General features: G+C 73.2%; 15 protein-coding genes. 2 read left to right on the top strand and 13 right to left on the bottom strand.

Going from position 1 to position 22,239, the window contains the following annotated elements:
- Nucleotides 1-4: 4 nt before the first annotated feature.
- From ACH4B3_RS08685 to ACH4B3_RS08665, 5 genes are all read right to left on the bottom strand, one after another.
- Nucleotides 5-451, bottom strand: coding sequence for an ester cyclase (locus ACH4B3_RS08685; protein WP_398462019.1), 447 nt, complete (start codon nucleotides 449-451; stop codon nucleotides 5-7).
- Nucleotides 452-471: 20 nt separating this feature from the next.
- Nucleotides 472-2,961 carry an SDR family NAD(P)-dependent oxidoreductase gene (locus tag ACH4B3_RS08680; RefSeq protein WP_398462018.1) on the bottom strand — a complete coding sequence of 830 codons (2,490 nt, stop codon included), beginning with the start codon at nucleotides 2,959-2,961 and terminating at the stop codon, nucleotides 472-474.
- Nucleotides 2,962-2,974: 13 nt separating this feature from the next.
- Entirely contained in the window at nucleotides 2,975-9,145 is a 6,171-nt protein-coding gene (locus ACH4B3_RS08675; RefSeq protein WP_398462017.1) for an SDR family oxidoreductase, read from the bottom strand.
- A 40-nt stretch (nucleotides 9,146-9,185) separates the two neighbouring features.
- Nucleotides 9,186-10,724: an acyltransferase domain-containing protein gene (locus tag ACH4B3_RS08670; protein WP_398462016.1), complete on the bottom strand. Its 1,539-nt coding sequence runs from the start codon at nucleotides 10,722-10,724 to the stop codon at nucleotides 9,186-9,188.
- Nucleotides 10,725-10,805: 81 nt separating this feature from the next.
- A complete protein-coding gene (locus tag ACH4B3_RS08665) occupies nucleotides 10,806-12,191 on the bottom strand; it encodes an NAD(P)/FAD-dependent oxidoreductase (RefSeq protein WP_398462015.1) in 1,386 nt (461 codons plus the stop codon).
- A 634-nt stretch (nucleotides 12,192-12,825) separates the two neighbouring features.
- On the opposite strand from ACH4B3_RS08665, the gene ACH4B3_RS08660 reads away from it, so the two are divergent.
- Complete coding sequence (locus ACH4B3_RS08660; protein ID WP_398462014.1) at nucleotides 12,826-12,954, top strand: hypothetical protein; 129 nt, start codon at nucleotides 12,826-12,828, stop codon at nucleotides 12,952-12,954.
- A 134-nt stretch (nucleotides 12,955-13,088) separates the two neighbouring features.
- Here ACH4B3_RS08660 and ACH4B3_RS08655 read toward each other — a convergent pair whose 3' ends face one another.
- The 8 genes from ACH4B3_RS08655 to ACH4B3_RS08620 form a co-directional block, all read right to left on the bottom strand.
- Entirely contained in the window at nucleotides 13,089-13,349 is a 261-nt protein-coding gene (locus ACH4B3_RS08655; RefSeq protein WP_398462013.1) for a response regulator transcription factor, read from the bottom strand.
- A 397-nt stretch (nucleotides 13,350-13,746) separates the two neighbouring features.
- Entirely contained in the window at nucleotides 13,747-14,553 is an 807-nt protein-coding gene (locus ACH4B3_RS08650) for an ABC transporter ATP-binding protein (RefSeq protein ID WP_398462012.1), read from the bottom strand.
- Nucleotides 14,546-15,481 (bottom strand): ABC transporter permease, encoded by a 936-nt coding sequence (locus ACH4B3_RS08645; protein WP_398462011.1) that lies wholly within the window; start codon nucleotides 15,479-15,481, stop codon nucleotides 14,546-14,548. Before ACH4B3_RS08645 ends, ACH4B3_RS08650 begins: the two co-directional genes overlap by 8 nt.
- 80 nt (nucleotides 15,482-15,561) lie before the next feature.
- A complete protein-coding gene (locus ACH4B3_RS08640; protein WP_398462330.1) occupies nucleotides 15,562-16,416 on the bottom strand; it encodes a glycosyltransferase family 2 protein in 855 nt (284 codons plus the stop codon).
- Nucleotides 16,417-16,454: 38 nt separating this feature from the next.
- The gene (locus ACH4B3_RS08635; RefSeq protein WP_398462010.1) at nucleotides 16,455-17,246 is read right to left on the bottom strand and encodes a CDP-alcohol phosphatidyltransferase family protein; all 792 of its coding nucleotides are present in this window, start codon (nucleotides 17,244-17,246) and stop codon (nucleotides 16,455-16,457) included.
- A complete protein-coding gene (locus tag ACH4B3_RS08630; RefSeq protein WP_398462009.1) occupies nucleotides 17,212-18,285 on the bottom strand; it encodes an iron-containing alcohol dehydrogenase family protein in 1,074 nt (357 codons plus the stop codon). Before ACH4B3_RS08630 ends, ACH4B3_RS08635 begins: the two co-directional genes overlap by 35 nt.
- Complete coding sequence (locus ACH4B3_RS08625) at nucleotides 18,273-19,025, bottom strand: sugar phosphate nucleotidyltransferase (protein WP_398462008.1); 753 nt, start codon at nucleotides 19,023-19,025, stop codon at nucleotides 18,273-18,275. The genes ACH4B3_RS08630 and ACH4B3_RS08625 overlap by 13 nt, the downstream gene beginning before the upstream one ends.
- Complete coding sequence (locus ACH4B3_RS08620) at nucleotides 19,022-20,962, bottom strand: DUF5941 domain-containing protein (protein ID WP_398462329.1); 1,941 nt, start codon at nucleotides 20,960-20,962, stop codon at nucleotides 19,022-19,024. Before ACH4B3_RS08620 ends, ACH4B3_RS08625 begins: the two co-directional genes overlap by 4 nt.
- Nucleotides 20,963-21,219: 257 nt before the next feature.
- Between ACH4B3_RS08620 and galE the strand changes: the two genes are divergently transcribed.
- Complete coding sequence (gene galE, locus ACH4B3_RS08615) at nucleotides 21,220-22,206, top strand: UDP-glucose 4-epimerase GalE (RefSeq protein ID WP_398462007.1); 987 nt, start codon at nucleotides 21,220-21,222, stop codon at nucleotides 22,204-22,206.
- Nucleotides 22,207-22,239 lie beyond the last annotated feature (33 nt).

The following is a 22,239-nucleotide window of genomic DNA, read 5'->3' as shown; positions in this document are numbered from 1 at the left end:
GGGTTCAGTCGGCGGCCGGGGGCGCGTCGAACGCGCCGAGCTGCTGGGCGAGGTCGAAGGAGTCCATGGAGAACCAGCTCTCCACGATCTTGCCGGTGTCGTCGAACTCGTCGATGACGATGCCGGGGATCACCAGCGTCCGGCCCCGGGCCGGGATCAGCCCGCCCGCGTAGTCCTCGCCGGTGTGCGTACCGCGCGCGGTGAACCGGCTGACGACCTTGTTGCCCTCCAGGATCCAGTCGTCGACGGTGACGTGCAGGTCGGGGAAGGAGGCGCGCTGCAGCCGCACCCACTCCTTGAGGTGCTCCACCCCCTCCTTGCCGTTCGGCGCGGTGCCGTGGCTGATGTGGTCGTCCCCGGCGCCCTCGTAGATGACGTCCAGGTTGCCCTTGTTGAGGCACTCCTCGTAGTAGCGCTCCAGAACGGCCTTGTTCTCTTCGGGCGTTGCCATGTCGGTCCCTCTCGTCGTGGTCATCGTGTTCCGTGGTGCGGTGGTCGTGCGGGGCCGGCCGCGGCGTCACCGAGGCCGAGCGGTCCGGAGAACCCCGATACGGTCAGCACGGGCTCTCCGGAGGATTCGCGGGTGACGCGCCAGACGCCGAGGGCCGGGTCGCCCTCCACCCGGGAGGGTCCGCGCTCCGGTGCGTGCGGGGTGACGCGCCCCATGATCAGCGGGTCGGGGGTGACCGACAGGCCGTCACCGCGCCGGGTGCAGCGGCTGATGATGTTCTCCAGCACGGCGACCGGCAGCGCGGGGTGCGGTACGTACGGGGTGGCCCACAGGTCGTTGGCGGCGCACGGCCGTACCCGGCCCACCGGCCGGTCGTCCGGGCCCTGCTCCCACACCGCGAGGGGGACGACCGCGCCGTGCCAGCGCAGGAACGGCGGCCCGGACCGCAGCGTGGTGGTCTGGGCCACCTCCGGGCGCGGGGGCGCGGCCGGCCGGGCCGGGGTGTCGTCGGTGCCCGCCGCGGTGTGCACGACGCGCACCCGGGCCCGCGGCCCGGCGGGGTCGCCGGGCCGGTGGTAGCCCACCTCCACCACCCAGTCCCGGCCCTCGTGGAAGCCGCGGGCGGTGCGCTCCAGCCGGGCCGTGCCGCCGTCCAGCCGCAGCAGCGACAGCGGCAGCACGATCTGCTCCAGGGCGCTGACCCGGAGGGTGGGGAAGTCCTCGGGGACGAGCCATTCGGCACCGCGCAGCGCGTTCTCCAGCAGCAGGCTGACCGGGACGGCCGCGGCGCCGTCGACGCTGAAGTCGCCGAGCGCCGGGACCCGTTCCCGGTCGAAGGTCACCAGGGCGTCCAGCCGGGCGTGCGGCCGGAAGACGCTCACCTCGCCCAGGTGGAGGATGCGCGGGTAGCTGCCGTGGAAGCCGGGGAGCGCGGGCACCACCGGGTAGCCGACGGCCTGTCCGGGGTCGATGGCCCGGCCCAGCGGGCCGACGAAGGTGATCTCCCCGGCGGAGCCGGCCAGCAGTTCGGCCTGCCAGCGGTCCAGCCCGTCGGTGACGTCGATCGCCGCCATGTAGCGCAGGGTGGCGGCGAAGTTGGCGATGAGGCCGATCCGGTCCCAGGTGGGCCAGGCGAGCGTCATCACCGGGAAGCCGGCCCGCCGGTCCGCCCACCGGCCCAGCCGGGCCAGGGCGTCGTTGGCGGCGGCGTACTCCAGCTGTCCGACCATGCCGCCCAGCCGGCCGGTGAGCGAGCCGACGTTGCAGAAGAACTTCAGCGGCCGGTCGGCCACCTCCTCGAAGAGATGGCGGAAGCCGTCGATCTTGACCTCGACGGTGCGCAGGATCTCCGCGTCGGTCTTCTTCGGCAGCCGGGCCGCGGTGTCCACCCCGGCGTTGTGCACCACCCCGGTCAGCCGGGGGCCCTCGCGCCGGACCAGTGCGCGGACCTGGTCCCGGTCGGTGACGTCGCAGCGGACGTACTCCACCCGCAGACCCTGCCGGCGGGCCTCGGTGACGTGGGTGGCCAGTTCCCACAGCCGGCGGTCCCGGTCCAGCCGGCGCCGGACGGCGGCGGGCGACCGTCCCGGCTCGCGGGTCGCCCACTGCCGCCGCTCGTACTCCTTCAGCCCGGCCTCGTCGGTGCCGAACCACGGTTCGTCGCCGGCGGGGAACGGCTCGCGGCCGGTGATCACCACCCGGGCGCCGTGCTTCCCGGCGAGGGTCCGGGCCAGTTCCCAGCCGATGCCGCGGCCACCGCCGGAGATCAGCACGGTGTCCTCGGGGCCGAGGGTGAGGGACGGGTCGGCCGGGGGCCGGGCGGCGGGGGTGAGGGTGTGGCGCCCGCCGTCGCGGTAGCCGACCTCGATCTCGCCGACCCGGCCCAGCTCGGCGGCGACGATGCCGGGCAGCCGGGCGGTGTCGTCCGGACCGATGTCCACGATCCGCGCGTTGCAGTTGGGGAACTCGCGGTGCAGGGTCTTGGCCAGGCCCGCCCAGAGCCCGCCCAGCGGCTGGTCCAGGGTGTCCTCGGGATGCTGGCCCATGCCGCCGCCCAGGCAGCTGACGGCGAGGTAGAACAGCCGGTCGGCGGCGGTCTCCGCGGCCCAGTCGTCGTACCGGTCGCGCAGTGCGGTGACCGTCCCGGTCAGCGCCTCCCGCCAGCCGTCCCCGGCGGGGAAGGGCCCGGCGGCGGAGAGGTCGACGATGGCGTCGGCGGCCGGGCCGAGCGGGCCCCGGTGCACCACGGCGCCGTGCCGGGTCAGCTCCGCCGCGACGGCGGAGGCGACCGGCTCCGCGCCGCCGACCACCCGCACCCGCAGCCCGCGGGGCACGGTGTGGCCGGTGGTGGCGGGGAGTTCGGTGAGTTCCCACACCATCCGGGTCACCGGCTGGACCGGGGCGTCGCCCGGCCCGCCGGGGTCGCCGGGCGGCCCCGCGGGGGCCGCCGGTGGCCCCGGGGGCGCGTGGGTCCCCGGGGTCGCGGGCACGGGCAGGTCTCCTGGGGTCATCGGTCCTGTCCTGTCATCGGTCCGCCGCCTCCCGCTCGAGGGCGACGGCCTCACCGGTCCGGGCGTCGACGTAGCCGATCTGGGTGGCCCGCAGGTCCTTCATCTGCAGCAGCATCCGGCCGTCCGGCCGGGCGGCCACGAAGCGGTTGCTGACCTGGTCGGCGGCGAGGTCGAAGCCGGGCGGGGTGGCGTACAGGTCGATCACGTCGCCGGCGGCGGCCAGGGCGTGGTCGCTGGTCTCCTCGTACAGCTCGATCCGGCGGATCGACAGCGGCGCGGCCACCGGGACCAGGTGCCCGTCGACCAGGTCCAGCACCCCTACCCGGGCGAGCCCGTCGAGCAGGATGCTCGGTACCGTGAACCGCTGCCACACCGGGTCCCCGGCCGGGATGTCCGGGGCGTACCGGGCCCGTTTGCCCTTGGGGTGGATACGGGTGTCGGTGGTGGAGACGAACGGTCCGGTGAGCTTCACCGGGGCGCCGGGCTGGTGGTACGGGTCGGGGACCGGGGTCTCGGCACCGCTCTCCCACGCCTCCCAGCGCGGCGCCTGCGGGAAGGCGTCGGCGAGCAGCACCCGGGCCAGGAAGTGCACCCGGTCCTTGATCAGCACCCGGCCGCCGGGCGCGACCACGTCCTCGGTGATCCGGACCTGCACGACGGTGGTGTCGCCCACCGGTTCGGCCAGTTCGGCGCGGATCCGCCGGGGCCCGGACGGCACGTCCCGGTAGACCCGCAGGAAGTGCTCGAAGCGCAGGTCCTCGAAGGCGACCACCTTCTTCCCCGGCACCAGGTACCGGGCGGCCTCGGCGGCCAGTTCGGTGACGAAGGTGCCGGGCAGGGTGGCCTCGCCGCGCACCGTGTGGTGGCTGAGGTAGCCGTCGGTGGTCAGGTCGAAGGGGCACTCGAAGAGCACCGACTCCGCGTCCTGTTCGACCAGGCGGCGCAGGTAGAAGCCGTGGCCGGGGGCGGCAGCGGCGGCACCGGCCAGGTAGCCGGGGTAGAAGCGCTCCACGGTGGCCTCTTCCGCCTCGCCCAGGTGCACCACGGAGGGGCGCCGGACCGGGGCGTGCAGCTCCTGCACGAAGTGGTGGACCCCCTCCGCGATGGCCATGTTGCTGTAGGAGCCGGCCCGCTCGTAGTACGCCTTGGTGAGTTCGTCGGCGCCCATGCCGACGCCTTCCCACAGCGTCCACCCGATGGTGAACTCCTCGGTGCCGGTGGTCGCCGACTGGTGGACCGCGGCGGCGGCCAGGAAGTCGTTGGCGGCGGCGTAGTCGGCCTCCCCGAGCTGGCCGAAGTAGCCCAGCAGCGAACCGAAGTTGCACCACAGCCGCGGCGGCGCGGCGCGCAGCGCGTGCTTGAGGTTCCGGTAGGCGTCCACCTTCAGGTCCCGGATGGAGGTGAACTCCGCGAAGCTCTTGTCCTTGATCAGCCCGGAGCGCTGCAGCCCGGCCGCGTTGACCAGCAGGTCGATGCGGCCCTGCTCGCGCAGGACGCGGCCGATCGCGGCGTCCACGGCGTCGCCGTCCCGCATGTCGCAGGCCAGGTAGGTGACCCGGTCCGGACCGCTGTGGGCGGCCATCTCCGCCAGGTTCCGCCGGGCCCACCGGGCGTTGACCAGGCGGTCGAAGGCGCGGTTGATGTCGGCGACGGTCCGGCCGTCCCGCTTGGCCAGCTCGCTCCTGATGAATCCGGAGCGGCGGGCGGCGAACTCCTCGTCGCTGCCGGTGAAGGTCTCCGGCGGGTGCTCGTCGAGGGTGTTGCTGCCGAAGACGTAGATCCGGGGCCGGAAGTGCTCGGCGACCGCCTTGACCACCTCGGCGGTGATGCCGCGGGCGCCGCCCGCCACCACCACCACGGAGTCCCGGCCGAGGACGGCCGGCGCGCCGGCGGACAGGTCGTTGGGTTCGTGGCCGAGCCGGTGGGTCCGCCGCTTCCCGTCCACGTCGAAGACCACCGGGAAGGTGCGTTCCGCGGCGCTCTCCTCCTCGGCCCGCGCGATCGCCCGCGCCGGGTCGGTGAGGGAGGTGAACAGCCCGTAGCCCAGGGCCTCGGCGCGCTCCAGGTGCGCGGTCTTCAGCAGTCCGGAGAACAGCCCGGTGTACGGGTGCGGGACGCCGCCGTCGACGGCGCCCAGCAGCAGCACCACGAACGAGGAGCCGGTGTCGCCGAGGTCGTCGTACGCCTGCTGGAGCACCAGGTAGGTGGCGTCGTGGAGGGCGGTGAGGGACGGCACCGGCGCGCTCGGGCCGGCCGCGGCCGGCGCGGACCGGCCGAGGTCGGCGAACACCCGCAGCTGCCGGACCGCGGGCCCGGCCTCGGCGAGCCGGGCGGCGACCGTCTCCGGGGTGACCTCCGGCAGGTGGTGCCAGCCGGGCCGGGGCCGGGCGGGTGCCGTGGTCGACAGCACGGTCAGCCCGGTGCGGTCCCCGACGGCCTCGGCGAGCAGTTCCGGGGCGTCGGTGAGGACCAGCGCGCCGTCCGGCAGGAACGGGGTGCGCGCCCGGACGTCCCGGGCCGGGGTGTCGGTGAGGACCGGCACCCGGCGGCGGACCCGCAGCGGCGTGCCGTCCTCCCGTACGCCGTCGGTGGCGAACCGGCCCGGCAGCGCGGCCGGTTCCGCCGCCGTGCCGGCGGTGTCCCGCCCGGGGCCGGGGATGGTCAGCCGCAGCCGGGCGCCCTCGGCGGTCTCGGTGACGTCGGTGGACACCACCACGGTCCCCGGGGCGCCGCGCAGCGCCTTCAGCACCGCCAGCCCGCCGGCCGCCCCGAGGTAGCGGGCGTTGTCCGGGTCGGGGGCGCCGCACAGCACGGTGCCGGCCGGGCCGGCCTCCTCCTGCCGGTCGCCGAGCGGTTCGTCGACGTACGCCAGCACCTCCAGACCGGCCCGCCGGGCGCGTTCCTCGGTGGTGAGGGCGAACAGGAAGGCCCCTTCGGCGAGTTCGGTCGCCTCCGGCGGCAGGAGGTCGCCGATGAGGGTGCGGTACTCCGGCAGGCTGTTGCCGTTGATGCCGCCGGCCAGGGCGAAGTCCAGCTCGCCGGTGCGCAGGTAGCGGCCGGCCGAGGTGATCGAGGACAGCGCCGAGGCGAACCCGGAGTCCATCGTCATGTTCGGGCCGTGCAGGTCGAAGTAGTTCGCCACCCGGGCCGAGATGATGTTGGGCATCTGACCGGGGAAGGAGTCCTCGTTGGACTCCGGGATCAGGCCGCGCACCCGCTCGCGCAGCCGGTCGAGCACCTGCGGTACGGCGTCCGAGCCGATCTCGGCGAGCGCCTGCCCGATGTCGTCGAGGTAGCAGCGGTTGGCGTACAGCATGGCCGCCCGGGTCGGGCCCATGTGGCCGACGAACACGCCGGTGGTCAGGGCCTGTTCGGCCCAGAAGCCGGGCATCTGGTCGCGCAGCTGGTGCGCGCACTCCAGGATCATCAGCTGGCAGCGGTCCAGGGCGCGGATCGTCTTCGGAGGCAGCCGCACCTTGTTGAACGGCGGGGCCGGATAGTCCTCGCCGAAGCTGTCCCGCGGCCGGGCGCCGCCGTCCAGCCAGCGCTCCACCGCCTCCCGGCCGTCCAGGCCGGGCAGGTGCGCCGCCCAGCCCACGACGGCGATCCGGTGCCCGGTGTCGGGGACCTTGGCGGGCCGCGGCGCGACGGCGGCCGGGGCGGCCGCGGGCCGGTGCTCGGCGACGATCAGGTGGGCGTTGGTACCGCCGAAACCGAAGCCGGAGACGGCGGCCAGCCGGGGATCGTGCTGCCGCGCCGACCAGGGCTGCGCCTCGGGGGTGATCCGCAGCCCGGTCTCCGACAGCCGGAAGTCCTCCCGGGGCTTGCTGAACCGGAACTGGCCGGGGATGGTGCTCTCCGACAGGCCCAGCAGGTTCTCGATGAGCGACACCACGCCGGCCGCCCAGCCGGTGTGTCCGATCAGCGACTTGTTGGAGGTGACGGTCGCCGGTCCCCCGGTGCCGTAGAACTCGCGCAGCGTGGTGAACTCCGCCAGGTCACCGGCCGGGGTGCCGGTCGCGTGGGCGTTGACCCACTGCACCGCGTCGGCCCCGACCGCGCCCGCCTCCAGGGCCCGCTGCACCGCCAGCGACTGGCCCGCGGCGTTCGGCGCGTAGATCGCCTTGCCCTTGCCGTCGGAGGAGGAGCCGAAGGCGCGCAGCACACCGAGCACCGTGTCGCCGTCCGCCCGGGCGCGGCTGAGCCGCTTCAGGACCACCAGCGCCGCGCCGTCGGCGAAGATCACGCCGTCCGCGTCCTCGTCCAGGGCGTGCACCCGGCCGCGCTTGGACAGCCCCTGGAGCTTGGAGAACAGCACGGTGCCGCGCGGGGCGAGGGCGAACGCGCCGCCGCAGACCGCGATGTCCTGCTTGCCCATCAGCAGGCCCTTGGCCGCGATGTCGATCGCGTAGAGCGAGGAGGAGCAGGCGGTGTCGACCATGTGCAGTTCGGTGGCGGGCGGCAGCAGCCCCCGCATCGCCAGCTCGCCGACCCGGTGCGGCAGGAACCGCGAGCCGCCGCGCGCGGCCCGCCAGTACCTGCGGGACAGCGCGCCGTCGATGTCGTCGCGCAGGTCCCGGCGCGCCTGCTCGGGCAGTGCCAGGGTGTCCACGATGTCGCCGGTCATCCGGGTCACGCTGTCCAGCACACCGGCTTCCTCCAGGTGCTGGCTACCGTCCGGGGTGTAGCCGACCACGAACGAGCAGCGGTCGGCGTCGGTGTGGCGGACCCCCTCCAGCGCCTGCACCAGGCTGTGCCGCAGCCACATCGTGGTCAGCTCGTGGTCCTCGGCGCCGTCCGCGGCGGTGCCCGGGCCCATGCTGTCCACCGAGCCGGGGACGGGCACGAAGTCGGTGATGAAGACGCAGTTCTCGGCGTACGCCTTGTCCTCGGCCGAGGTGTCGGCGGAGTGGAAGTTGCGGTGCGCCCAGCGGTCCGCGGGCACCTTCACGAACAGCTCGTCGCCGGTGGTGCGGAGCTTCCAGTACTCGTCGGGGCTGTTGGCCCCGGCGACGGCGAGGCCCATGCCGACCACGGCGATCGCGTCGTCCTCGGCGTCCACCGCGTCGTCGGCGGCCACGGGCGGTACGGACGCCGCCGGGCTCGCGGCGGCCGCGGGCGGTCGGGGCGGCACCGCGGTGGACCCGGCGGGCACGGGCCGGTCCGGGGCGGGAGCCGGCGGGGCCGGGGCCGGGGCGGGAGCCGGCTCGCTCGGCACGGCGGCGCGGGGCGGCGGCACCGGGCGCGCGTCCGGGGCGGATCCGGCGGCGGCCGGGAGCCCGGGCCGGTCCGCCGCGCCGGGGTGGGGCCGAGCAGGCCCGGCGGCCGGTTCCGCGGCCGGTTCCGCGGTCGGTTCCGCGGTCGGTTCCGGTTCCGCGGTCGGTTCCGGTTCCGCGGTCGGGAGGTCCGGCGGGGAGAGCAGCGCGGCACCCAGCGACAGGCCGCCGTCCGCGAGCACCACCTGCCCGGTGATCCACCCGGACTCCTCGGACGCCAGGAAGGCCACCACCCGGGCGAACTCCTCGGGCGTGCCGAGCCGCTTGAACGGGGTGGCCCGGGCGATCACCTCCTGCATCTCGCGGGCGCGCGGGAACTTGTCCGCGACCTCGCTGCTGAGCATGGCGGCGGAGGCGGTGTTGACCCGGATGCCCAGCGGCGCGAACTCCACCGCGAGGTAGCGGGTCGCCGCCTCGGCGGCGGCCTTCGCCGGTCCGCAGGCGGCGTAGTTGGCCATCACGAACTGCGAGCCGCCCAGTGCCGAGACGGTGACGATGGCGCCGCCGCCGTTCCGGGCCATCAGCGGTGCCGCGGCGCGGGCGCACCGCAGTCCGCCCTTGTAGTTGGTGTCGACGGCCTTGGCGATGTGCTCGTCGGTGACGTCGTCCAGCGGCAGCAGCGCGCCGTTGGCGGCGCTGTTGACCAGGATGTCCAGCCGGCCGTGCCGGTCGCCGATCTCGGCGAACATCCGGTCGACCTGGTCCTGCCGGGCCACCGAGGCCCGCGCCAGGTCGACCGTGGCCCCGGCCGCCACCAGCTCGTCCCGGGTCCGCTTCGCCTGTTCGTGGGAGTGGAAGTAGTTCAGGACGATGTGTGCGCCGCGTGCGGCCAGTTCGCCGGCGATCGCCTTGCCGATCCCCTTCGACCCACCGGTGACCAGCGCCACCTTCCCCGTGAGGTCACTCATGGAACGCCTACTCCTTCTGCAGCGAGGCTGGTTCGGTCCGTCAGCGGGCGGCGGTGACGGACCCGCGGGCGCTCGGGTCGTTCAGCTGGGCGAGCACGAAGTCGGTGATCCGGCCCATGGTGTTGTACTCGGCGAGCCGGAACCCGGAGTCGCGGGGCGGCAGTCCGTAGCGGCTGGACACCCGGGAGAGCAGCTCGACCTGCTTCACCGAGTCGACGCCCAGCTCGGCCTCGAGCTGCACCTCGTCCTCGAAGACGTCCTCGGGGTACTCCAGCGCCTCGGCGTACAGGGTGCGCAGTTCGGCGAAGAGCGTGCCGCGGTCGTGGTCCGGCGCATCGGACGCGGCGGGCGCGGGGCCCTGCCCGGCCGCGGCGGGCTCGGCAGCGGGCTCCGCGGCCGGCTCGGCGGCGGCCGGCTCGGCGGGGGCTTCCGGGGCTCCCGCGCTCTCCTTGCGGAAGGCGTCCAGTTCGGTGCGGATCGTCTCCAGCACCAGGTGGCCGCGCTCGCTCCAGTAGGCGGCGAAGACCTCGGCGGGGACGCTGGGGGCCAGCAGCTCGGCCAGGCTGCCGCGGCCGGCGTCGGCGAGACCCGCCTCGCGGAGCGCCTGGAGCGACCCGTCCAGGGCGAGCGAGCCGCCGAGGACCGCCAGGGTGGGCAGCGCCCGGACCGCGGACCCGGTGGTCAGCCGGCCGACGAGCTTGGAGAGCGCGCCGCGCCCGCCCGCCTCCACGAACACCGTGGCGCCGGCCTGGTGCAGGTGGCGTACCGCGGCGGCGAAGCGCACCGGGCGGGTGAAGTGCTCGGCGAGCAGGTCGGCGAGGACGTCGCCGGGCTCGTAGTAGCGCTGCAGGATCGGCGAGTACACCGGGCGCTGCAGGGGGTGCTGGTCCAGCTTGCGGACGTAGTCGGCGAACTCGGGCGCGGCGGGGGCGAGCGCCGGGGTGTGGAAGGGGAACGGGGTGTCGATCTCGATCGCGCTCAGCCCCAGTTGCCCGGCGATCGCCACCACCCGGTCCAGGACCCCGGCCGGGCCGCTGACCACGGTCTGCTCGTCGTGGTTCTCGGTGGCGACGGCCAGCAGCGGGTCGTCGACCAGGTCCAGCAGCTTGGCGGTGCGTTCGGCGGACGCGGTCAGCGCCACCATCCGTCCGTCGATGCCGCTCTGCCGCTCGATCACCGCGACGCGCTGGGCGACGACGCGCACCCCGTCCTCGACGGAGAAGGCACCGGCCGCCACCAGCGCGGTGATCTCACCGAGACTGTGGCCGGCGAGCACGTCGGGCCGCACCCCCTGCGCGGTGAGGATCTCGTACGCGGCCAGGCCGGCGCCGTAGATGGCGACCTGGGAGGCCCACGGGGCGGTGTCCAGCAGGTCGCGGAGGTCCGCCTCGCCGGGGCCGAAGATCAGGTCGCTGACGCGCCGCGAGTACAGCTCCTCGGTGATCGGATCGAGCCGGTCGAACACCCGCTGCACCTGCGGGTGGAGCCCGCGGGCCCGGCGCAGCGCGGCGCCGTCGAAGCCCCCCTGGCCGGGGAAGAGGAACGCGGTCTGGAAAGCGACGGCGGAGTTGCTGGACATGCCGATACCTCCGGGGAAGGGGTGTGGGAATCGGGCGGGTGGGTGCGGCGGTGCGCTGCGGACGCGGCGGCGGGTGCGGGGTCAGACCGCGCGCGGCGCGGGGCTGTCGAGGAGGTACTCGCCCATGCTGCCGAGGTTGGCGGCGATCAGCCGGTCGGCGATCCGGGTCACCGGGCGGATGCGGCGGGGGGCGCCGCGCACCATCCAGCGCACCATGCGGATCTTCCAGCCGGGCTCCAGCCCCGGGGACACGTGGTCGAACAGGGCGTGGATGTTGTCCGCGGAGTAGAACTCCGCGGGCGGGACGACGGTGGCGAACATGCCGACCATGCCGGTGCCGTGCGCCGGGCTCCGGGTCATGGCGCGGATGATCTCGATCTCCTCGCGGTTGTGGTTCGCGATCATCGCGTGGTCGCGGGTGTAGCGGTAGTGGCCGCGGACCAGTGCGTCGCGGGCCTTCGCGTAGCCGGCGAGCGCTTCGGGCAGGCCGGTCCGCCCGGACAGGGCGCGGTCGGCGGCCGCGGCGAGGAGTTCGGCGCCGCGCAGCGCGTCGGTGATGCCGGCGGCGGTGATCGGGTCCCGGGTGTAGCCGGCGTCGCCGACCAGCGCCCAGCCCGGACCGTGGGAGCGGCGCAGGAAGTTGGGCACCGCGCCGGTCATCCAGGAGTCCACCCGCCGGGTCTCCCGCAGCCGCTGCGCGAAGGCCGGGTCGACCTCCTCGAAGGCGGCGATGACGGTCCGGTCCCGCTCCTCGTCACCGGACGCCCTGAAGTCCTTCACCGGCAGCGCGACGCCGACGATGGTGAGCCCGTCGTGGGTGGGCCAGGTGAAGCAGTGCTTGTGGTTGTGGCGGTAGGTGCGGACCTTCCCGTCGTGCGGCAGACCGGACCAGTAGGACCAGTGGCTCTTGTTCAGCACCGGGCCGGTGTCGTACTTCTCCGCGCCGACGAGCCGGGCGACGGTGGAGTTGGAGCCGTCGGCGCCGACCACCAGCCGGGCGTGCTCGGTCACCGGCGTGCGGTTGCCGGTCTCCGCCCGGATGCCGGTGACGGTGCCCGTCTCGTCGGTGAGCAGTTCCCGTACCGCCACCTCCTCGCGGAGTTCGGCTCCCGCCTTCACCGCGCCCGCCAGCACGATCTCGTCGAGCTTGCGGCGCTCGGGCGAGTACGCCTCGGACACGCCGTCGGCGGCGGGTAGCCGGGCCATCAGTTCCACCGGTCCGCTCTGCAGGCCGTAGGAGTGGATGGGCGGGCAGCCGGTCTCCCGCACCGCGTCCAGAAGTCCCCAGCGTTGCAGCCGGGCAATTCCCGGCGGATGCACGAGGTTGGTCGCCGCCGCCTTTCCACCGGGGAACTTCGCCCGGTCCAGCAGCAGGACCCGGTATCCCTTCTCCGCCAGCACCAGCGCCGTCGCCGACCCGCTGATCCGTGCTCCCACAACAATGACGTCGTACATCGCAGCCCCCATGCCCGACAACCGCTTTCAGGCGGTCCGTCGGATCAGCAAATTCGCACCTGCTCGGAATGTCGTGCCGGTCTACGTCGTCGGGGTCTTCTCGTAGGAATCCTTCCTGGTGACGCCGGGTTTTCCGGCGGTCGTGGAAATCCGTGGGCCGCGGTCCGGTGCGGTGGTGCGGTGCGGCGCGGTGAGCACCGCCGGGCAGCCTGCGGCCGGGATGGCCGCGCCGGTCCGTGCGGCCGGCCGAGTCCGTCCGGGAAATCCCGGGGCGACGCGCGGCTCCCCGGAGTGGTGAGAATCGAGGTGAACACGGCGAACCCGAGTGCGCCGTCGAGTTCCCTGAGGGGGGCGTCCGCGCCGGACACGATTCCCCGGCCGCGCCGCGCGAGGGGGTTCATCGGCATTTCGGCGACCGGCGAGAGGAACGGGCCCGGCCCGGTGGCGCCGGAGGCCGGTCCCGGGAACCGGCCGGAGACCGGTGCGGACCCGGCCGCGAACCGCGGCGGACCGGCCGCGTCGACCGCGCCGAGCGCCCGGTCGCGGAACGGCCGCACGGGCGGCGCCGGGTGGGCCGTCCGCGGCGGCCGGCCGACGGAGGCGGTGAGCGCAGCCGTTCACCCTCCGCTCCGGACCGGAGAGGCTGGTGTCCGGGTCGATCGCCGGCGGGACGGAGTGGACGACGGGGTCGTCCGGGGCGGCCATGGAGACGGTGAACCCGGAGACGATCAAGGTCCGCGCCGTGCTGCCCGCGGGCACCGGCCAGGCACTTTGAGAAATCGTTCCTGCTAATCCGGGATCATCGTACGGACCATGGCCGTCCGTCATTGCCTACGCCCTTTCTCCGACCAGGCGAAATCAAGGGAACCGCAAAGAGAGGAAGCACATATGGGGGGCGTGACAGCAACGCTATCCAGCCTTGATCCCCGGGGACACTGTACCTTCGTACATATGCTGGTAGCTCAGTGCGACCAGCCCCGCCTGGAGACGCGACTCGACCTGCAACTTTTCCAGGATTCGAGCCACGTGAGCCTTGACGGTACGCTCGGTCACCTGGAGCCTGACCGAGATTTTACGATTGGACCAACCCGCGCCCAGCAGCACGAATGTCTGCGCCTCGCGCGCGGAGAGAAGGGGTACCCGGTCCAGTTGACTCGCCCAGGTGGGCATCTGAACATCCATTGTTGACAACGGCGTTAACACGTCACTTCCCCCTTGTGTCAATGTCGCCCGCCATACCAAAGAGGCTCGTTGCGGTCTCGATTATCAGACGGCCTCACCCTTGATGGTCAAGGATTTTACGAACGCTTCTCACGGAGCGGGCACAAATTTAAAGCCACTGGCCTGACGTGCGGTGTTGACGTGGTCAACGCGAATGTATTCCCCGAAGAAAGCCGGGCATCCGGTGGAGTGCATCACACCCCGCCGGGCGGGACCGGCGCCGCCCTTCGCCGGCCCGGCTCTCCGGGCACCGAAGACGGATCGGGCCCCGCCGGCAGCCGGCGGGGCCCGATCACATGAACCCGGCTCGCGCGGGGAGCGCGCGAGGTCGTGCGGAGTCGCGGCGCTACTTGCCGGTCTCCTTCTCGTAGGCCTTGATGACCTCGTCGGTCGGGCCGTCCATCAGCAGCTCGCCCTTCTCCAGCCACAGCACCCGGTCGCAGGTGTCCCGGATGGACTTGTTGTTGTGACTGACCAGGAAGACGGTGCCCGCCTCCTTGCGCAGCTCGCGGATCCGGGCCTCCGAGCGCTTCTGGAACTTCCGGTCACCGGTGGCCAGCGCCTCGTCGATCATCAGCACGTCGTGGTCCTTCGCCGCCGCGATCGAGAACCGCAGCCGCGCCGCCATACCGGAGGAGTACGTCCGCATCGGCAGCGTGATGAAGTCGCCCTTCTCGTTGATGCCGGAGAAGTCCACGATCTGCTCGTAGCGCTCCCGGATCTGCTCCCGGGACATCCCCATCGCCAGTCCGCCGAGCATCACGTTGCGCTCACCGGTCAGGTCGTTCATCAGCGCGGCGTTCACGCCCAGCAGCGACGGCTGGCCGTCGGTGTAGACCTGGCCGCGCTCCGTCGGGAGCAGCCCCGCCACCGCCTTCAACAGCGTCGACTTGCCGGAACCGTTGGACCCGATCAGCCCGATCGACTCCCCGCGGTACGCCACGAAGGTCACCCCGCGGACCGCGTGCACCTCGCGCATCCCCGGCGCGTTCTTCCGGCGGATGATCCGGTTCAGCGCCGCGGTGGCGCTGCCGCGGCCGCGGGCACCACCGTTGACCTTGTAGACGATGTGCACGTCATCGGCGATGACGGTGGGGATCCGGCCGCCGTGCGCGGCCTTCTCCCGGTTCTGTGCGACGTTCTGCTCAGCCACGGCCGTACTGCTCCTCTGCCTTCCAGAAGTAGACGAAGCCACCGATCCCGGCGGCCACGGCCCACCCGAGGGCGAGCATCCAGACGTGCGACGGCAGATTGGACGCCGGGTAGTCGTCCATGAGGGCGAAGCGCATCAGGTCGATGTAGACCGAGGCCGGGTTGGCGAGCAGCAGGTCGTCCAGCCAGGCCGGCGCGTTGTGCTTCTCCAGCATCTCTTTCATGCTGTACATCACGCCGGAGGCGTAGAGCCAGGTACGGGTGATGAACGGCATCAGCTGCGCCAGGTCCGGGGTCTTGCTGCCGAGCCGGGCCATGGCCAGGGACAGGCCGGTGTTGAACACGAACTGCAGCGCCAGCGCCGGGATGATCAGCAGCCAGGCGGCGTCGGGGTAGTGCCCGAAGCCCACCAGCACGACGACCAGCACGATCATCGAGAACAGCAGCTGCTGGAGCTGCTGGAGCGAGAAGGAGATGGGCAGCGCCGCCCGGGGGAAGTGCAGGGCGCGGACCAGCCCGAGGTTCCCGGAGATCGCCCGCACGCCGGCGAGCACCGAGCTCTGGGTGAAGGTGAACACGAACACACCCGTCACCAGGAACGGGATGTACTCGTCGTTCTTCATGCCGCCCCGGCCGCCCATGAGCAGACCGAAGATGAGGAAGTACACCAGGGCGTTCAGCAGCGGGGTCGCCACCTGCCACAGCTGGCCCAGCTTCGCCTGGCTGTACTGCGCGGTCAGCTTGGCCTGCGAGAAGGCCAGGATGAAGTGGCGCCTGCCCCACAGCTGCCGGACGTAGTCACCCAGCGCCACCCGGGCACCACTGACCTCCAGCCCGTACTTGCGCGCCAGCTCGGCAGGGGTCAGCCCGTCGTCCGGCGATGGCGGGGCACTCATGGCGACCGCACCGTCGTGCGTAGTCTCGCTCACAGTTGACACTTTCGTCCTCAGGATGCGCTGCCGGGGGCCGCAGCCCCGGATCGCGCCCGATGCTCTCAGACCCGAGCTTGTCAGATGACAGGAGGTCGGCCCAGTCGGGTCAGGCGCCATACCGTACGCCACTTCATGGGCCGCCGGGGACCGCACGGGGTCTTCCAGCCTTCCTTGAAGCCGCCGAACCAGGCGCGCAGCGCCGGACCGGAGGGTTTGCGCGCCAGGGTGAGCAGCATCCACACGCCGAGATAGACCGGGACCAGCACCGCCGGGAGGTTGCGGCGGGCCAGCCAGACCCGGTTCCGGGCGACCATGCGGTGGTAGACCGCGTGCCGGCTGGGCGCCGTGGCCGGGTGGTGCAGCACCATGTCCGACCGGTAGTCGATCATCCAGCCGGCGTCCAGCGCACGCCAGGCGAGGTCGGTCTCCTCGTGTGCGTAGAAGAAGTCGTCCGGCAACCCGCCCACCTGCTCGAAGACCGTGGTACGCACCGCGTTCGCACCCCCGAGGAAGGTGGTGACGCGGGAGGAGCGCATCGGGTCGGAAGCGCGCAGCCGGGGCACGTGGCGGCGCTGGGTGGTGCCGGTCTCCGGATCGGCGATCCGGAAGGTGACGATGCCCAGGCCCGGGTCCGCGGCGAACGCCTCCCGGCACAGCCGGGCGGTGTCGGTCCGCGGCAGCAGCCCGTCGTCGTCGAGGAAGAGCAGCACGTCGACGTCGCGGCCGCCGGGCCCGAACGCCTCGATGCCGACGTTCCGGCCGGCCGGGATGCCCACGTTCTCGGGCAGTTCCACGGTCCGCACGGTGATGCCGGGGACGTCGAAGCCGGGCAGCGGCGAGCCGTTGCCGACCACCACCACCTCGATGGAGTCGCCCTCCTGCCGGGCGACCGACTCCAGCAGTGCGCGCACCTCGTCGGGGCGGTTGCCCATGGTGAGGACGACCGCGCCGACCTTGATCGTGTCCGGGTTCACTTCAGCCTGCTCGACGCGAGGATGGACACCAGGTGCAGGAGCGTCTGGAGGACGGCGATGCCCGCCAGTACGGCCACTCCCAGCCGGGTGAAGAACAGATCGCCGCGGGCCGTGTCGATGATCGCGACGAGGAGGATGAACAGCGACGCCTCGACCCCGAGGATCAGCCGGTGGAACTTCAGGGCCGCGGCGGCCTTGCGGGCCAGGGCCATGCCGGAGGAGCGCGGCTCGGCCGCCGACTCCTGGACCGGCGGCAGGCCGCCCTGGTGCCGGGCGACACCGACCAGGTCGGTCTCGGCCTTGATCATGATGGCGCCGAGCGCGGCGAGGGTGCCGAGGAAGGCCCACAGCCAGTCGATCCGGCCGGAGCCCCACAGGTCGGCGGCGCGCAGGCCGAAGCCGACCAGGACCGCGGCGTCGCACAGGTAGGCGCCGACCCGGTCCAGGTAGACCCCGCCGAGCGAGAACTGCTTCTTCCAGCGGGCGATCTCGCCGTCGACGCAGTCGAGCAGCAGGTAGAGCTGCACCGCCACCACACCGAGCACGGCGCCCGGGATGCCCGGCACCAGCAGGGCCGGGGCGGCGAGGACGCCGGCGACGGTCATCAGGTAGGTCAGCTGGTTGGGCGTGACCCGGGTGTTCACCAGGTGCCGGTCGACGCGCAGCGAGATCTCGCGCATGTAGAGCCGGCCGGCCCAGTGTTCACCGCTCCGCCGGTCCTTCACACCCGGAGGGTGGACGACCGGGCGGAGTTCAGCCACTGATGGCTTGACTGACTGCTTTGGCATAGTCGGCGTACGCGTCCCTGATCTGGTCGGTGGACAGGTCCAGGTGCTCGAGGATCGTGTAGCGCCCGGGGCGGGTCTGCGGCGCGAACTCCACCGCCCGGACGAACTCGTCCGCGGTGAAGCCGATCTCCTCGGGCAGCACGGGCAGGCCGTGCCGGTGCAGCACCTCCGCCATCAGCGCGGAGTCCTCGTGCGCACCACGCAGGTGCATCGCGAAGGCGGCCCCCAGACCGCACTGCTCGCCGTGGCTGGCGGCGCGCTTGGGGTACAGCAGGTCGAAGGCGTGGTTGATCTCGTGGCAGGCGCCGGAGGCCGGGCGGCTGTCGCCCGCGACCGACATCGAGATCCCGGTGAGGACCAGGCCCTCGGCCAGCACGGTGAGGAAGCCGTCGTCGCCGACGCCGCCGGGGTGGCGGAGCACGGCCTCGCCCGCCTGGCGCGCGATCGCCGCGGCCAGGCCGTCGATCTGCTCGCCCTTCTCGCGGTGCGCCAGCTCCCAGTCGGCGACGGCGGAGATGTTGGACAGCGCGTCGCCGATGCCGGAGCGGACGAACCGGACCGGGGCCTCGCGGATCACGTCGAGGTCGATGACGACGGCGATCGGGTTCGGCACCCCGTAGGAGCCGCGGCCCGCGTCGTTGTCCAGGGTGGCGACCGGCGAGCACAGACCGTCGTGCGAGAGGTTCGTCGCCACGGCGACCAGCGGCAGGCCGATCCGGGCCGCGGCGAACTTCGCACAGTCGATGATCTTGCCGCCGCCCAGGCCGACGACCGCGTCGTAGTGCCCGGACTTCATGGCGTCGGCGAGCTTGATGGCGTCGTCCAGGGTGCCACCGCCGACCTCGTACCAGGAGGCGCCGGGCAGCGCCGGGGCGAGCCGCTCGCGCAGCACCGCCCCGGAGCCGCCGCTGATCGCGATGGCGAGCTTCCCCGAGGCGGAGATGCGCTGGTCGGCCAGCACTCCCGCCAGGTCATCCAGGGCCCCGGCCCGGATGTCGACGACAACCGGCGAGGGGATGAGCCGGGTCAGTACTGGCACGCGATCTCACGGCCCTTCGCCAGGTCCTCGTGGTTGTCGATCTCGACCCACCGGATATCGCCGATCGGCTCGACGTCGACCTTGAAGCCGCGGTTGACCAGCTCCTGGTAGCCGTCCTCGTAGTACAGGTCGGGGTCGCGCTCGAAGGTCACCTTCAGTGCGTCGGCCAGGTCCGCGGCGGCCTCGCCCTCGATGAGCGTGACGCCGATGTACTCACCGGTGGCCTCGGCCGGGTCCATCAGCTTGGTGATGCGCTGCACACCCTTCACCGGGTCGACGACGACCTTCATCTCCTCGTCGGCGAGCTGCTTGACGGTGTCGAGGGCGAGGATGATCTTCTTGCCCTCGCCGCGCGCGGCGAGCAGGGTCTTCTCCACCGAGACCGGGTGCACGGTGTCGCCGTTGGCCAGGATCACGCTGTGCCGGATGGCGTCCCGGGCGCACCACAGGGAGTAGGCGTTGTTCCACTCCTCGGCCTTGTCGTTGTCGATCAGGGTGAGCTTGAGGCCGTACTTCTGCTCCAGGGCCGCCTTGCGCTCGTAGACGGCCTCCTTGCGGTAGCCGACGACGATCGCGACCTCGGTCAGACCGACCTCCGCGAAGTTGCCGAGGGTGAGGTCGAGGACGGTGAGGCTGTCCTCCTGACCCTCGGGCCCGACCGGCACCAGGGCCTTGGGGAGGGTGTCGGTGTAGGGACGCAGACGCCGTCCGGCGCCGGCGGCCAGCACGAGGCCGATCATGCGGGTTCTCCTGTTTCGTCGTGTACTGCGGGTGCTCCGGAGGACACCCAGAAGCGGATGCTCTCGATGAGCACCGCCAGCGCCAGGGCCCCCGCGAGGGCCGTCAGCGCGATGGTGAAGCCTTGGTCGTGCCAGAGCGCGGCGGCGACCGTGACGGCCAGCGTCCGTCCCTCGTGCCCGCCGATCAGCCGCACCAGCCGGCGCGGCGGCGCGCCGGTGCCACCGCGGATGCGGTACACCGTGTCGTAGTGATGGTAGGCGACGGCCGCCACCAGCCCGAAAGCCGCGGGCAAGGCTCCGTTCACCTCGGAGCGGGCCGCGAGCACCAGCACGGTGGTGTACTCGGCGGCCCGGAACAGCGGCGGCACCAGCCAGTCCAGCGGGCCCTTCAGCGGCCGCGCCACGGCCAGGCCGGAGGTCGCCGCGTAGCCGAGGGCGGCGACCAGCGGCCAGGGCCCGCCGAAGGGTGTGAGGGCCGCCACCGCGACCACGGCCGCCCCGCCGAGCAGGGCCAGCGCCGGGACGGCGAGGCCGGGCAGGGCGCGGGCGGGCCTGCGGAACGCGGCGGCGAAGCCCTCGGCCAGCGGGCCGGAGTCGGCGAGGTCGGCCAGGGCCTGCGCGGCCCGGTCGGTGCGCCGCGCCTTGCGGGTCACCGAGCGCAGCACCCGGCCGGCGGTGGTGTAGCAGGCGGCGACCGCGCAGCCGGCGATCAGCACCACCAGGGTGATCCGGGGCGTGGTCAGCGCGGTGAGCACCGCGATCATCGCCCACCGCTCCCCGATCGGGAGCACGATCATGCGGCGCACCCAGACCGTCCAGCCGACGCTGTCCAGGCGGTCGGAGAGGGCGGCGGTGGGGCTGGTGTTGCCGGTGGCGTCGTGGTTGGCCTCGTTGAACGAGAAATCGACCACATGGCGGCAGGTCTGCAGGACCATGGCGCCCAGCGCCAGGGCCCATACGTCGTCCCCGGAGGCGTTGGCGGCGCCCAGTGCCAGGCCCGCGTAGTAGGCGTACTCCTTGGCCCGGTCGAAGGTGGCGTCCAGCCAGGCGCCCAGGGTGGAGTACTGCAGCGAGTAGCGGGCCAGCTGGCCGTCGGTGCAGTCCAGGACGAAGGAGGCGATCAGCAGCACGCCGGCGGCGACGAAGCCGGTGCGGGTGCCGGTGGCGGCGCAGCCCGCCGCGATCAGCGCGGTGAGCAGCGAGGCGGTGGTGACCTGGTTGGGGGTGAGGCCGCGGCGGGCGCACCAGCGGGCGAGGTACCGGGAGTAGGGGCTGATGCAGAAGGTGGTGAAGAACCCGTCCCGGGACTTCACCGCGCTGCGCAGCCGCACCTGCTCCTCGTCGACGGCGGCGATCGCGGCCCGGGCGGCGGCCCGCGACTCCGGGGCGGACGGGACGGCGGCCACCAGCGTGCCGAGCTCCGGCCGGTGCACGGCGACGCCGGTCGCGAGCAGATCGGCGGCGAGCGTGTCGGGCAGCGGCCGGTCGTCCGCGGGCGCCGCGCCGGACGCGCCCGGCGTCCCGGCGGAATCGTTGCTTCCGTCACCTGCCGGCCGGCTGCGGTCCGCCTCGGACGGCGCCGCACCGGCCGCTCCCGGGGCGCCGGCGGGGAGCCGGGCCGGGTCCGCCGCGGTCCGGCCGGCCCGGGTCGCGAGGGCCCGGGCGAGCTCGTCGCGGGCCTCCGGGGCGGCGGTGACCGCACCGTCCACGGCGGCGGCCGGGAAGCGGGGGTCGGTCAGCGCCAGGCGCAGCGCGTGGCGGTGCCCCAGGAACCGGGAGTCGACCAGCGCAACCCGTTCACCAGCGGGGACGCCGGCGAGCTCGGTGGCGGCAGCGGCGGCGTCGGCCGCGCTGCGCACGTCGAAACCCAGCGACCGGAGGTCGTCCGTCAGGGACGAGCCGACGACCGGCGGACCGGTGAGAATGGCGGTCGACAGACGAACTCACTCCTTGGCATCCGGCATGGGCGGCCACGCCCGTCCGGGCTCTCGGGGCAGCGGGCGGCGCGCGCTCTGCGCCCGCGAGGGGCGGCAGCACGTCGGCAGAGGCTATCGGATGCACGGAAGCGCCCGTTCACCGCACATTCACCGCACGATCGGGTGAGCGATGTTTCACGCCTGCCGCGATCATCATGGTGGATTCCGCCGCCGCCGACAAACGCCCGCCGTCCGGCGCGCTGGATAGGGTGCCTGTCATGACGTGGCTGATCACTGGTGGTGCCGGATATATCGGGGCGCATGTCGTGCGGGTCATGGCGGAGGCCGGGGAACGGGTCGCCGTGCTCGACGATCTGTCCACCGGCGTGCCCGGGCGGCTGCCGGCCGGGGTCCCGCTGGTGACCGGATCCACCCTGGACCGCGCGCTGCTCGACCGCACCCTCGCCGACCTGGGCGTGACCGGGGTGGTGCACCTGGCGGCCCGCAAGCAGGTGGCGGAGTCGGTCGAGCAGCCGCTGCGCTACTACCGGGAGAACGTGCACGGGCTGACCGTGCTGCTGGAGGCGGTGGCGGCGGCCGGAATCGGCCGTTTCCTCTTCTCCTCCTCGGCCGCCGTGTACGGCACGCCCGATGTGGACCTGGTCACCGAGGACCTGACCTGCGCGCCGGTGAACCCGTACGGGGAGACCAAACTGGCCGGCGAGTGGCTGGTCCGGGCGGCCGGCGCGGCGCACGGCATCTCCACCGCCTGCCTGCGCTACTTCAACGTGGCCGGGGCGGCCCGTCCGGAGCTCGCGGACACCGGGGTGTCCAACATCGTCCCGATGATGTTCGAGCGGGTGACCGGGGGCGAGCCGCCGCGGATCTTCGGCGACGACTACCCGACCCCCGACGGCACCTGTGTGCGCGACTACATCCACGTCGAGGACCTGGCCTCGGCGCACCTGGCGGTGGCCCGGCGGCTGGCCGAGCCGGCCGGCTCGGGCGACCTGACCGTGAACATCGGCACCGGCCAGGGCGTCTCGGTGCGCGAGATGGCCGGGCTGATCCTGGAGGTCACCGGCCGCACCGGCCTGGTGCCCCGGGTCGAGCCGCGCCGGGCGGGCGACCCGGCCCGGGTGGTCGGCTCCACCGAGCTGATCGGCAAGGAACTGGGCTGGAGCGCCCGGCACGGGGTGCGGGCGATGGTGGAGTCGGCGTGGGACGGGTGGTGCCTGCGCCACCCCGAGGCGCGGCGCGGCTGACCCGGCGCTCCGCCGTAGTTCACTGGGCCCACC

Source organism: Streptomyces sp. NPDC018031, assembly GCF_044327625.1.
Taxonomy (GTDB): Bacteria; Actinomycetota; Actinomycetes; order Streptomycetales; family Streptomycetaceae; genus Streptomyces.
This window is presented reverse-complemented; position numbering and strand designations above follow the sequence as displayed.